At 70.8% G+C, this 12656-nt stretch carries 12 protein-coding genes and 1 pseudogene; 3 read left to right on the top strand and 10 right to left on the bottom strand.

Annotation, left to right across the window (positions count from 1 at the left end; all coding sequences use genetic code 11):
* Nucleotides 1-279: 279 nt before the first annotated feature.
* From AB0B58_RS36360 to AB0B58_RS36390, 7 genes are all read right to left on the bottom strand, one after another.
* The gene (locus AB0B58_RS36360) at nucleotides 280-1578 is read right to left on the bottom strand and encodes a PAS domain-containing sensor histidine kinase (RefSeq protein WP_360233690.1); all 1299 of its coding nucleotides are present in this window, start codon (nucleotides 1576-1578) and stop codon (nucleotides 280-282) included.
* An 88-nt stretch (nucleotides 1579-1666) separates the two neighbouring features.
* Nucleotides 1667-1975 (bottom strand): hypothetical protein, encoded by a 309-nt coding sequence (locus AB0B58_RS36365; RefSeq protein WP_360233693.1) that lies wholly within the window; start codon nucleotides 1973-1975, stop codon nucleotides 1667-1669.
* Nucleotides 1976-2222: 247 nt separating this feature from the next.
* Nucleotides 2223-2558 (bottom strand): DoxX family protein, encoded by a 336-nt coding sequence (locus tag AB0B58_RS36370; RefSeq protein ID WP_360233696.1) that lies wholly within the window; start codon nucleotides 2556-2558, stop codon nucleotides 2223-2225.
* Nucleotides 2559-2570: 12 nt separating this feature from the next.
* A complete protein-coding gene (locus AB0B58_RS36375; RefSeq protein WP_360233699.1) occupies nucleotides 2571-4157 on the bottom strand; it encodes a bifunctional 3-(3-hydroxy-phenyl)propionate/3-hydroxycinnamic acid hydroxylase in 1587 nt (528 codons plus the stop codon).
* A 25-nt stretch (nucleotides 4158-4182) separates the two neighbouring features.
* The gene (locus AB0B58_RS36380; RefSeq protein WP_360233702.1) at nucleotides 4183-6003 is read right to left on the bottom strand and encodes an AMP-binding protein; all 1821 of its coding nucleotides are present in this window, start codon (nucleotides 6001-6003) and stop codon (nucleotides 4183-4185) included.
* Nucleotides 6000-6959 (bottom strand): fumarylacetoacetate hydrolase family protein, encoded by a 960-nt coding sequence (locus tag AB0B58_RS36385; protein ID WP_360233705.1) that lies wholly within the window; start codon nucleotides 6957-6959, stop codon nucleotides 6000-6002. Before AB0B58_RS36385 ends, AB0B58_RS36380 begins: the two co-directional genes overlap by 4 nt.
* A complete protein-coding gene (locus tag AB0B58_RS36390; RefSeq protein WP_360233708.1) occupies nucleotides 6956-8089 on the bottom strand; it encodes a VOC family protein in 1134 nt (377 codons plus the stop codon). The genes AB0B58_RS36385 and AB0B58_RS36390 overlap by 4 nt, the downstream gene beginning before the upstream one ends.
* A gap of 145 nt (nucleotides 8090-8234) precedes the next feature.
* Here AB0B58_RS36390 and AB0B58_RS36395 point away from each other — a divergent pair, with 145 nt between their 5' ends.
* The 3 genes from AB0B58_RS36395 (at nucleotide 8235) to AB0B58_RS36405 (ending at nucleotide 10663) form a co-directional block, all read left to right on the top strand.
* The gene (locus AB0B58_RS36395) at nucleotides 8235-8960 is read left to right on the top strand and encodes a TetR/AcrR family transcriptional regulator (RefSeq protein ID WP_360233711.1); all 726 of its coding nucleotides are present in this window, start codon (nucleotides 8235-8237) and stop codon (nucleotides 8958-8960) included.
* Nucleotides 8961-9840: 880 nt separating this feature from the next.
* The gene (locus tag AB0B58_RS36400; RefSeq protein ID WP_360233713.1) at nucleotides 9841-10452 is read left to right on the top strand and encodes a DUF1269 domain-containing protein; all 612 of its coding nucleotides are present in this window, start codon (nucleotides 9841-9843) and stop codon (nucleotides 10450-10452) included.
* Between the two features lie 88 nt (nucleotides 10453-10540).
* Nucleotides 10541-10663, top strand: a complete 123-nt coding sequence (locus AB0B58_RS36405) for a hypothetical protein (protein ID WP_360233875.1) — start codon at nucleotides 10541-10543, stop codon at nucleotides 10661-10663.
* A gap of 204 nt (nucleotides 10664-10867) precedes the next feature.
* Here AB0B58_RS36405 and AB0B58_RS36410 read toward each other — a convergent pair.
* The 3 genes and pseudogenes from AB0B58_RS36410 to AB0B58_RS36420 form a co-directional block, all read right to left on the bottom strand.
* Nucleotides 10868-11098, bottom strand: a pseudogene (locus tag AB0B58_RS36410) (transposase family protein); the annotation flags it as partial.
* Nucleotides 11099-11356: 258 nt separating this feature from the next.
* Nucleotides 11357-11872 carry a hypothetical protein gene (locus AB0B58_RS36415; RefSeq protein ID WP_360233716.1) on the bottom strand — a complete coding sequence of 172 codons (516 nt, stop codon included), beginning with the start codon at nucleotides 11870-11872 and terminating at the stop codon, nucleotides 11357-11359.
* Nucleotides 11873-12052: 180 nt separating this feature from the next.
* Entirely contained in the window at nucleotides 12053-12598 is a 546-nt protein-coding gene (locus AB0B58_RS36420) for an RICIN domain-containing protein (protein ID WP_360233719.1), read from the bottom strand.
* Between the last annotated feature and the right edge of the window lie 58 nt (nucleotides 12599-12656).

The raw sequence follows: 12656 nt of genomic DNA on the forward strand, positions 1-12656 counted from the left end.
AGCGGCCACCGCGCTGGTTCTTCGGAAGAACTGATCGGGGTATCCCTAGCTTGAGTTTTAATGTGCGGCAGGGTGGTATCGACCCTGGCTGATCATGAACCGGGGCCGGGTCGACATCGACCGGCTGCAGACTGCTCTTTCGGCGGTGCCGGTCCCGCAGGCCGCGGACGGCAGGATGGTTCTCGCGGTGGATGTGACCTGTTGGCTGCGCCCTTGGCGCTCCTTTGAGGAACGGCAGACTCTCCTGGAATAGGCCGTTCTATCCGGCCGCACGGCCGGTCAGCTGGGGCGGATGTCCCGCTCACCACCGGGCAGCGTGATGGTGAACCGGGAACCGGCACCGGCCGGGTTGTCATCCACCCGGATCGTCCCGCCGTGCCGCTCGACGATCCGCCGACAGATCCCCAGGCCCAGCCCGAACCCCGGGAAGCCGGCCCGCGACCCGTCACCGGCGCCCGCGCGGTGGAAGTCGTTGAACACCGCCGCCCGCTCACCGACGGGCACTCCGATCCCGTTGTCGTCGACGTGCACCGCGACCGACCCGGACGCCGTGTGCTCCGCGCGGACCGTCACGTGCGGTACCACTCCCGGCGCCGTGTACTTGACCGCGTTCCCGATCAGGTTCTCCAGCAGCTGCCGTAGCAGCGCCATGTCTCCCAGCACGACCGGTAGCTCACCGATCGTGAACCAGGGGACTGGCCCGCTCGCCCCGGCCGCCAGGTCCAGCCAGCCTGCCGCTACCTCTGACACGAGGTCACCCAGCATCACCGGAGTCCGGCGCGGCTCTGCCTGCGCCGCCGTCACGTCCGCCAGTAGATCGCCGATCAGGGCCTGCATCCGAGCCGCCGCCCGCCCGATCCGGTCCAGGGCGTCCTCGGCCTCTCGGCGCGCGGGGCAGTCGGACACCTCTGCCAATGCATCTCCCAGCTGCGCGGACCCCATCTCGACCACGCACAGCGGATTGCGCAGGTCGTGCGCGATTACCTGAGCGAAGCCGGCCAGCACGTCGGCGTGCTGACGCGCCGCCGTCACATCCCGCCAGCCGAGGACGACCGTCTCGCCACCCGGGAGCACCTCGGCGGTCACCTCCGCGATCCGATCGCCGACGGCGACATCCATGCGCGGGGTGACCACTCCGCGCAGCGCCTGCGTGTGGACTGCATCGTCGGCCTCGACGAGCCCGCCGTCCGGTCGCCGGAACTCACACCGGGACGCACCCCCCAGGAATCGGCGCGCGGCGCGATTGCGAAACAGCACCCGTCCGCCGGCGTCCACGACGGCCAAGCCGTCGGTCGCCGCGTCGAGCGCTGCGGAGAGCAGATCCGGGAAGGCCGGCAGCTGCCGCGCGTGGCCGGCGGTGATAGGGGTGGTCATCGAGCACTTCCTTGCCGTGGAGACCGGTGGCGGCCACCAGGGCGGTTCGCCGCGTACCCCTGACTCTCCGGTGGCGGGTGTCCGGAGCACATGAGGCGGCAATCCCGGCCGCCCGGGCGTTTCGCCCGGGCCGATCCCTTCGTCGTCCAGTCCGCCAAGTATCTGATCTTGGCCATGGATCGGCCCAACGATGAACGGCTCCACCGGTGTAGCAGTGCCGACAGTGCCGTGGGGCCAGATCGGTCAGCCGACCGTGTCGTGCCCGTGAAGGTCGAGCGGTTCGAGGTTTTCATCATGATCGTCGTCGGGTTGGGCGGGGTCGAGCGTGGTAGCCGTTCTGCCACGGGGTCAGGTAGTCGGCGATCCCCGGGACGAGGTAGGTGTCGACCTCGAGTTGGGACAGGTCGACGGGTCCTCCGAGGACAGTCATCGCGCCGGGGGCGGCCAGCGAGTTGTCCATTGCCAGGCGGGCGAAGTCGGCGTGCGGCCGGGCCGGCGTCCGGATGGTGTCGGCGTTCCAGAACAGGACGTCGGAGGTCGGTAGCCTGTGCCCGAGCAGGTAGTTGTTGACCCAGTGGTTCCACACCAGGTCGCGGGACACAGCCAGGCGAACACCTCGGCCAGCGACCACCAGTCGAGGTACCCGCGCCGGGGCGGCAACGCGGTCGCCCGTTGGGCGGCGGAGCCGCTCGGTCGGCCAGCTCCTCGAACTGCGGATCGGTCCTCTCGGCACAGGTCATGTCATCCCTCATCGGTTGGGTTGGTCGGCAGCGCTTCGATGCTGCCGGGGGTCGGCACGGGCGGTGGCCTGGCCCGCGGCGGGATGGGCGTCTCAAGTCCCCGGTCGCTCATTGGGCGACGGCCAGGTACGTGCCGCTGACCGCGAGCGCCAGCAGGGCGGGCAGCGCTTCGCGGACGTGGTCGTGCGCCCGCAGGTGGGTGATGAGGGCGCCGAGCAGCAGCAGCGTCATGCCGACGGCGGCCAGCAGACCGGCTGGGCGCCAGAAGAAGCCGACCAGGACGCCGACGGTGGCGACGAGTTCGGCGACGCCGATGAGCTGGTAGCGGCGCCACGCGATGCCGAAGTGGGTGGCGGCGTGGCGCATCTTCGGGTGGCCGGCGAGCTTGGCGGCGGCGGGAACCAGACACACCGCGACGAGCAGCAACGAGAGTACGACGAACATGACAGTCTCCGATCAGGGCATGGTCCAGGGCGGGTGGGGTAGCTGGGAGTGAGGGCACACTGCGGCGATGTAGCCGTCGGGGCGGACGAGTACGGTCAGCGACGGGTCGGCGGCGAGTGCTCGCAGGCTCGCGCCCCGGCCAGGGACGAGTCGGGCGTCGACCCATCCCTCGTCCGGGTCGCCGTCGGGGCCGTCCCTGACGCGTACCAGGCTGATTCCCCACCGGCGGCAGGCGTCCACGAGCTGCGGCTCGGGACGGCGCGCGGTCAGCATCGCCGGGCCGGCGCCGAGCACGTCGTCGAGGCATACCTGTTGGCCGCCGGCGAGGCATAGCACGGGGTTGGGGATGAGGGCGCCGACGCGCAGCGCCCGGGGCGGGCGGGACAGCACGGAAGTCTGCCGCAGCGCGCCGGCGCGTAGTCGTGGTGTGGCGGTGGAGGCGACGGCGTCCCGGACGCGATCGTTGCGCACGAGGGCGGCCAGCAGCAGGCGGCGGACTGCGGCGGCGGCGTCCTGCCCGCCGGTCATCGCCCAGCCGACGAGCTTGGCCTTGCGGATGAGGGCTCTGGCGTGGGGCCGGCGTTCGGTCTCGTAGGTGTTCAGCAGGTCGGGCGCCGCACGGCCGGTCAGGACGTGGGCGATCTTCCAGGCGAGATTGTCGGCATCGCGGATGCCGGCGGCCAGGCCCTGGCCGATGAACGGCGGGGTGAGGTGCGCCGCGTCGCCGAGCAGGAAGGCCCGCCCCACGCGGAAGTGGGTGGCCAGCCGGGCGCGGAACGTGTAGACCGCGCTGCGGACGACCTGCAGCCCGGCGAGGTCAGTCCGGCCGGTCCAGGGTTGCAGCAGCGGGCCGAGGTCGGCGGTGAGGCGGGTTTCGTCCTCGCCGTCGTGCAGCTGGAACTCCCACCGGTAGCGCTCGTCGGTGATGTGCATGAAGGTGGCGGCGCGGGCCGGGTCGCACACCTGCTCGACGCCGTCCCAGGTGTCCAGGGGCGTAGCGGCTCGGACGTCGATGACCAGCCAGCGTTCGGTGAACCGCAGGTCTTGCATGTCCACGCCGAGCAGCCGGCGGAGCGTGCTGTTGGCCCCGTCGCAGCCGAGGACCAGGCTGCCGGTGAAGGTGCGGGCTGCCTCGCCGGCCACCGCCCGGGTGTGTACCCGGACCGGTGGTCCGCTCAGTGGGCCGAGCGCGTCGTCGATCGCGTGCACCTCGACGCCGCGGTACAGGTCGATGAGCGGATGGTGGCGGATGCGGTTCAGCAGCAGCGCTTCCAGATCGGGTTGGTGGAACATGTTCGCACCGGGGAAGCCGCTGTCGGAGACCTCGGCCTCGCGGCGGAACTCGGCCATCACCCGGCGTCGGGCGTCGAGTAGGCGCAGTCCGCGGCCCGGCCGGGAGCCGGCCAGGAAGGCGTTGCTGACGCCAAGCCGGTGCAGGATACGGGCGACCTCGTCGTCGAGATGGACCGCGCGGGGCAGCGGGTGAGGCTCGAGGTGGCTCTCGATCAGGGTGACCGGGATGCCGTGCTCGGCGAGTAGCAGCGCGGCGGTGCAGCCGACCGGGCCGGCACCGACGACGATCACGTTCTGGGGATACATGGCTGTGTCCTCCCGCTCGGTCCTGTCACGGCACGGTGGTGATGCTCAGGGCGAAGCCGGCGACGGCCTCGCGGATCCGCCGCGTGTCCGCGCCGGCGACGGTGACGACGAGGCGGCCGTCCTGGTGGCTCGCGGTGACGCCGCGCACGGGTATGCCGGCCTCGGCGAGCGCGTCGGTGACCGCCCGGGAGGCGGCGTCGGCGACCAGCGCCGGCTTGTACTGCTTGCCGACGGCGGTGGTGGGGATCGCCGGGATGGGATGGATTCGCCTGGGTCGTGCGGCTGCCTCGCCGATGGCCGTGCGGGCCCACGCGTGCAGTTCGTCTTCGTTGAACCAATCCGGATCGGCCGGGACGACGTAGGCGACTGGTACCTCGCCGGCATGCCGGTCGGGCTGGCCGACCGCGGCGGCGGCTTGGACGGCCGGGTGGCGCAGCAGTCCGTCCTCGATGACGCGCGGGTCGATGTTGTGTCCCCCTCGGATGATCAGGTCTTTCGCCCGTCCGGTGAGGTACACGTACCCGTCCGCGTCGACGCGGCCCACGTCGCCCGTGTTCAGCCAGCCGTCACGGACGACCCCGTCCACGCTGACCCGCGGCCCGTGCAGCGCCGGGTCGGCGACGTATCCGGCGAACACCGCCGGTCCGCCAATCGCCAGGACACCGTCCTCGCCGGGGGCGCAGTCCGTCCACGTCTCGTCGTCGCCGATCCGTACCGTCTTCACCTGCTGCCCGGCCAGGACGCGGCCGACGGATCCGACCCGTTCCTCGCCCGGCGGGGTGAAGGTGGTGGCGCAGGTGGCCTCGGTCAGGCCGTAGCCTTCCAGTAGCCGCCGTCCGGTGTGCGCGGCGAAGTCCTCCCGGACCGATGGCGGTAGCGGGGAGGCGCCGACGACGGGCAGTCGCAGGCTGCTGATATTCGCGTCGACCGGTACCCGGGACAGGGTGGCGTAGACGGTGGGGACGGCGGACATGGCGGCGATCCGGTAGTGCTGCACGATCTTCCAGAACCGGGCGTACAGGTCCGGGTTGCGGTAGCCGGCGGGGCCCGGCCATACCACGCGCTGGTGGCCGAACATCGGCGCGATGCCGGTGACGACCAGGGCGTTGACATGGAACAGCGGCAGCCCGCCCAGCGCCGCCTCGCCCGGGGCCAGCCCCGTCGCCAGGGCGATGCCGCGGGCGCAGGTGAGTTGGTTCGCGTGGGTGTGCGCGGCAATTTTCGGCGCGCCGGTGGTGCCTCCCGTGTGGACGAATGCCGCGAGGTCGTCCGGTCCCGGCGGCTGCGCGCCGACGAGGCGGTCGGCCGGGTGTGCGGCGGTCACATCATCGAGGTACGCCACGAGCATGCCGGTGTACGCGGGCAGCGGCGGCGGGTCGCCGATGTCCCCGTCCGGCCGCAGCACCAGGACGGCTCTGACACCGACCGCGGTGCACACCGCGAGCAGCCCTTCCCACCGCGCAGGATCGAGTTCCGGCCCTGCGGCGGCGACGACGCGGGACCCGGTGCGGCGTATCAGCTGGGTGAGGTGCTCGGCGCTGAGCGCTGGGTTGACCGGGGCGGCGATGCCGACCGCCTGCGCGGCCAGCGTCGCGGCGTACAGCATCGAGGTGTTGACGCCGCACAGCGTCACCGCGTCGGCCCGCCGCACCCCCATCGCGGTCAGCGCGTTCGCGATCCGGGCCACCCGGGCGGCCAGCTCGGCGTACGTCCAGGTGAGATGGTCGCGGTAGGCGGCCGGGTCGGGAATCCACTGCGTGGCCACCGCCTCGGGGCCGGCCCGGGCGGCATCCAGCACCAGCTGGTAGGTCGATCGGGGCGTGGGCAGCACGAGCGAGGAGCTCATGACGGCTTTCCTATGACGCGGTTGCGCTGGGCGCCCAGGTCCAGCGCGTGGTCATCGGTGGCGATGCGGGCGGTGATGACATCACCGTCGTGCAGGTACCGGGGGTTGCCGGCCTGCCGTCGGAAGAACAGCCGCCACTTCGTGGCCGGCGGGAGCAGGGCCGCGAACTTCTCCATGACCTTTGGAGGCGCGCTCAGCGCGGTGCCGCCGGGGGTGCCGGTCAGCAGCAGGTCGCCGGCGGCCAGCGGCTGGAAGCGGGAGAGCAGGGTCAGCGCCCGCGCCGGCCGCACGATCATGTCGGCCACGGCGCTGTCCTGACGGATCTCCCCGTTTACCGCCAGGGTGAGCCGCAACGTGTCCAGGCGGTTCAGGTCGTCGGCGTCGGGCAGGGTCAGCCACGGCCCGACCGGGGTGAAGGTGGGGTAGGACTTCGCCTCGTAGAACTGGGTACGGGTCAGCTGGATCTGCCGGGCGCTGACGTCGTTGGTGACCACGAGGCCGGCCACGTACCGGGACAGATTCTCGTCCGTCACCGTGGCGCCGACCGGGAGGTCCCGGCCGATGACCAGCCCGAGTTCGACCTCGTAGTCCAGGAAGTCGACCCCGGCGGGTCGGACGATGTCGCCGGTCGGGCCGGTGATCGAGTGCGAGGTCTTGCGGAAGAAGGCCGGCGGCACCCGGTCCGGGTCCATGCCGGAGTCGACGGCGTGTGACCGATAGTTGACCATCTGCGCGACGACCCTGGTGGGCGCGGTCACCGGGCTGAGCAGGCCGAGCGCCTCCGCAGGCCGGGCGCCGGCCGGCGCCGCCGCGAGGGCGGACCGGATCGCCCGGTCGAGGGCGATCCGATCGGCCAGCAGCTCGCCGGTGGCGCCGGCGGGCAGATCCAGGCGGACCAGGCCGGCGGGCGCCTGCACCCACCACCCCTCTGCGGTACGGGCGAGATTGACGCTCATGACGACATCGCCTGGATCAGGCCGCGCAGGGCGGCGAAGTCGACCTCGTTGCCCCTGTCGGTCAGGGCCTTGATCGCCGCGAGCAGCACCTCGGGGTCGCGCGCCCCGGTGAACCGGGCGGTCGCCTTCGGCCCCCACTGGGACAGCCCGCTGGCCGACAGCGGCGCCCAGCCCGGCTGCATCGTGGAGTCGAACAGGTCACCGTCGGTGTAGTGCTCGAACATCAGCCGGTCCGGATCCCGCCAGTAGTCGAAGATCTGGCTGCCCTGGATGTGCCGGCCGATGCCCCAGGCGTGCCGGTACCCGCGCTCGCCCAGATACCACCCCGCGGCCGCCACCTCGTCCAGATCGGTCACCTGGTACGCCGAGTGCAGGTACCCGGTCTGCGGCTGCAGCGCCATCGCAAGGGTGTGGTGGTCGGCGGGCACGCTGCCCAGATCGCAGCGGATGAACGCCATCACCGGACCGCGCTCGCGCTGCCCGTCGAGGTACAGGAAGTCGCTGACGATCGGCCCCAGAGTTTCCAGATACCAGTCCAGGGCCGTCCGGAACCGGGTGGTGCCTAGGACCACGTGCCCGAGACGCTGGATCTGCGCGGCACGCCGCGCCGGCCGCTGGGTGGCATTGACCCGGGCGGAACGGTTCCCGGCGTTCACCGGCGACGGGTCGCGCTCGGGCAGGGCCGGCAACTCGGGCACGCCGTACACCACCCGGACGGGGAACCCGCTCGGGTCGACCAGGTCCACGGCGTGACCGCCCCGGTGCGGCCGGACACTCCGGTCCGTAGCGCGCGCCAGCCGGTCCAGATCCGCGCGGGCATCCGCGGCGAACGCCGGCCCGACGAACCGGGATGTCGCACCCCGCCGGACCACCATGCTCGGCGTGCCGGCCCAGTGCCCGCGCAGTACCAGCGCCTCCGGGGTGCGGTCGGTGACCGTGAACCCGAAGTCGACGAGGAAGCGCTCCGCCCGGGCCAGGTCCGGCTTCTCGAACTCGAGCCACGCCAATCCGGTGATCCGGATGAGGGGGTTGCGGGCTCGTCCCGGGTGCTCCCCGGGCAGTCCGGCGGTCTCGCTGTGCAGCGATCGGTGCGGATCCTCGCGTTCCGGGTCCGGGCTCAGCTTGCTCATGATCACTCCGTTGCCGGACATCGTTGATGCCACCGCCATCCTGTGATCTAATGGTTCACATCAGTTCTGTTATTGAGTATCAGTTCTGAGTAGCGCATCGTCAAGGGTTTCCGTGTGACCGTTCGACGCGGAGATCACGGCGGCGATGGGCCGCCGCAGACGGAGCGGGCAGCGCGCCGGTTATGGTGTGATCCGGGAAGTGGAAGGGATACCGATGGCGCAGCCGGCATCAGCGAACAGCGCACCTGCGGGGACCCGGCTGGACCGGCGTAAGGCCCGCACCCGGCAGGCCCTCATCGGCGCCGCCATCGGGCTGATCGCCGAGGGCCGTGGCGAGCGCGCGAGCATCCAAGAGATCACCGAAGCGGCGGACATCGGGTTCGGGTCCTTCTACAACCACTTCGACAGCAAGGAACAGCTGTTCCGGACCGCCTCCGAGGAGGCTCTGGAGCGCTGGGGCCAGATGATCGACCGCGCCTGCGCCGGGCTTGACGACCCCGCCGAGGTGTTCGCCACCTCCTTGCGCATATCGGGCCGCCTCGGCTGGACCCACCCCGATCTGGCCGGATTCATCACTGGCGCCGGGCTCGACCTGCTGGCCGTTCCCCGCGGCCTGGCACCGCGCGCGCTGCGCGACATCAAGAGCGGCCAGGCCGCCGGGCGATTCGCGGCGCCCCACCCCGAGGTCGCCCTGAGCGCGGTGGCCGGCGGACTGCTCGGACTGCTGCGCGTGCACCAGGACGACCCGGAGGTGATCGACGAGACGGCGGTCGACCAACTCGCCGAGGCCATCCTGCGCATGCTCGGCGTGTCCACCCAGGACGCCAAAAGGATCGCCACGCGCCCCCTCCCTCAACTCGAAGCCTGGTAGACCGGGCGCGCTACCACCCCTCGCCCAGGCTCTCCGCTGCACCGGCACGGCCGGTGCAAGGCGGCAGGATCAGCGTCGACCGTCGCGGCGATCCAGGACGGCAGTGCAGAGCGCCTCGAACGAATCGCGTGAGCAGATCGGTAAGCGGATCGACCAGGCTCAGGGCGAACTAGACGAGAGCGTCAACACGGCCCGGCAACGGGCCGTGGGAGGCCCCCGACCATGCCTGTATCAACTGGGCGCAGACGGCCGACGCCGCGGCCAAGATCGAAGACGTCAAGGCCAAGATCGACACGCAAGGCGAGCTGGATGCCAAGCCTGCTGCCCGTGAGGCGCACTGCGCGGACGCCAATGCGACCGGCGCCATCGACTTCGCCGTATGGGCGGTGGACAGCGCCGAGCTAGCAATCCTAGACGCCATCGATGCGCACGCCTGCACCGCCGAACGTGCCCGTGCGACGAGTTCCTGACCTCGACCCGCCGTCACGGCTCCATCTGTGACGCAATGGCTGGTACCCGGCCTTCTTCGGGCTACCGCTGGGCATCGCCGAGCTGGTGTTCGGGCGTGGGCGGGTCCATTCCTGGGCACCGGTTGTTGGTCACGCTGGCCGACCCTGGTCGGGGTGTGAGTCGTTCACGGGATCAACGAGGCTTTCGCCGCCTTCGGCTTGCGCCGGACCGGCCGGCAGGTTGAGCAGCTGCTCGCCTGATCCCGCGGCGGGCGGCATCGCGCGGCATGGCCCCAGCGTCCCCTGGCATGAGTGTGAGCAGCGCTATTGACTGACTACAACGTCAGGACTGATACTAAATAACAGAAATGATCGAAAGATCGAGAACGCCGGGAGTCGGAGGAACCGGCCCAGCAGCAAAGGAGGGTTTCATGACCACCACCGAATCCGTTGCCGTCATCCGTTTCCCGCAGCCGAGTCAGGCCTACCAGGCCCTGAGTGACCTACGCGGACTCGCGTGGAGCCTGACGAGCATCGAGGTGGGCAGCGCCGCACTGGTCGAGCGCACACCCGACGGCGCACTTCGGGTTCCGGAAGGGGAAGACGCCGTCATCGGCGTCGGTACGACCGCAGGCGGGTTGATCGGCATGCTCGTCGGCGTGCTCGTCGGCCCGCTGGGCGTGCCGGTCGGCTTGGGCGCCGGCGCTTTGGTCGGTGGCGTGTTCGACATCGAGCGTGCGTCTGGTGTAGACAGCGCGGTGGCTCTGCTGTCCGCGCAGATCGCGCCCGGCACCACGGCCCTGATCATCGAGGTTGCCGAGAACACCCCCGAGCCGCTCGACCAGCTCGCCGCCCGATTCGGCGCGACCGTCGAACGGCAGCCGGCCGCACAGGTCAGTGCCGAGGTAGAGGCCGCCGATGCGGCGGCCGAGGCAGCGCAGAAGGAGGCCGGCCGGGTGCTGCGCGAGCGCAAGCGTACCGAGGCCAAGGCGAAGATCGACGAGAAGCTCGACGCGGTGAAGGAGAAGCTGCACCGCAGCTGATCCGCGGCACGAGTCCATCGCGAGAAGCCGTTCTGCCCTCGGCCGTCGCCGGGCGGGGGCATCGATCCCCGGATTGCAGGGAGCAGTCGTGACCAATACCCCCGTACGCCACCGCGGCCTGGACTGGAACTCCTGGCTGGGCGAGATGTGCGGTGTCAAAGTCATCAACGCCGAGAACCGTCACCTGACCATAATCGGGATCCGGGAGTGAGCGGATCAGGCGCAGCATGCTGCTGCGGCTGGCCGCAAGACCCATCAGCACGGCCAGTCGGGCGCCGGCTCGCCCGGCAAGGGCGAGCACGATGATCTCGAGCGATCTGCGCATCAGCGGGCTGCGACGTGCCCATTTGCTGGTCAGTCCCGGAACCTGTTCTGCGAACGTCCGGGCCGGGCAAAGATCTACGTCGCAGAAGAACCGGCGAACTCGCAATCGCAACTCCACCGGGGAGCCCGCCACCGCGGCATCGGTCAAGCGACGCTCGTATCGGCTATGCACCCTGCTCGACCGGCGGCTACACCGCGGACACGCGGCCCGGCGAGACCGCGCTCGCACGTGCAAGCGCAGCCCAGACGCCACGCGTTCGACCTTCTCAACGACCACAGCTGCCAGGTGAGGCAGGACCACAGCAAGATCAGCAACCCGCACGGCGGCCGACCATACACAGTGGATCCACGAGTCGGGGTCAGTCTCTGATCACGAAAAGTGGGTCAGATCCAAATTTCGCGGAGCGTTGACAGCTCCAATCGCAACCACTCGGCCCGAGCCGCCGCTTCCCGCTCGGCCAGCAACCGCACGATCTGATCTCCATCCACCCGCCCACCTCCACCGGGAACCGGTCAACCAACCCATACCAACCGGTCAGCGAAGGCCACAGCGGGCGGATATCGATGCTCGTCGCGCAGCTCACTCAGGAAGAAACGCACCCCAGGCGAACTGGCCCGGCCGGCGCAGCACGGTGCGCGGCTGCCCGCCCGGCAGGGCCACGGCCATGATGGCGTCACCCGAGTCGGTGTCGGCGCTGTACACGACGGTCCCGGCGTGGCTGCACCCGGCCGGCATGTTGGCGCCGTGGGCCGGGGTGTCGGTGACCGTGCCGCGGTAGGAGGCGTCGAGGGTGACGCTGCGGACCCTGGCGTCGCCGCGGTTGTAGCCGCCGGCGAATTGGGTCAGTACGAGCCGGTCGGCGCCGAGCCAGCAGGAGTTCTGCAGGCTGCCGCGTACGTTGCGCAGCTCGACTGGGCGGGCGCCGTCCGTTCGCGCCCCCCGGGGTGCCGCCGAAGCGTCAGCTCGGGTGGCCCGCGGTACGGCGACGCCGTCGGAGAGCGACGGTGCCGCGCAGGCGGCGCCGGCGAGGGCGGTTGGCGCGCCGAGCGCGGCTGTGGTCAGGGCCGCGGCCCAGAGGTTGCGTGCGGGTCGCATCGGCATTGTCGTCCTCCGGTCGGGATCGTGGTGCAGTCCTGTACCTCATCAACGCGCTCGGACCCCGGAGATGTTGTCGACGACCTCGCTCGTATTGTGCGACTCGATCGGCAGCCACCACGCAGGACGATCGGGTGAGCTGGACCGTCCTGCGTGGCCTGCTGCGGTGGCGGCGTCCGGTCAGACCACCGTCACCCACCGCTGGTTGTAGTCGGCGGTGCAATCGCCGAGTACCGCTCGGTTACTGTCGCCCCAGCGCTCGTGTTCGAGGCACCCGCTACGGGGGGAAGCGAGGGCGAATTGGTTGCCCGTGATGGTGTGGACGAACCACAGCTGGCTTTCTTGGTAGCGACAGTCGCTCATCTTGGCTTGTTCTCCCCAGCGGTAAGCATCCAGGCACTTGCCGCTGGCCTCGTTCTGCACCACGACGAGCCCGCGTTCCACGTCGACGAGCCGCCAGCGTTGGTTGGCGCCATAGTGGCAACCCCACAGCCCGGCGCGCGGGGCGTTGCCCCAGTCCTCGTGGTCCAGGCAGGCACCGCGGACGCCGTTCACCAGCGCGACCGCCACGCCCCGCCCTGGCGCCGCGGCCGGCGCCTGGGCGCTGGTCGCGGGCGCTGCGGCCGAGGCCGGGGCGACGGTCGTGGTGGTGGCCACCAGCAGCCCGAGAAGCACCGCGGCGGCGGTGCGGAGTGCGGTGGTGACAGGTGGTCGGACGACGCGCATGGACTTCCTCCGAAGTGTCGGTGTCGGTCGCGGGACCCGCGTCCCGCGACGCCGCGAT

It is taken from the genome of Actinoplanes sp. NPDC049118, from assembly GCF_040648555.1.
Lineage (GTDB): Bacteria > Actinomycetota > Actinomycetes > Mycobacteriales > Micromonosporaceae > Actinoplanes.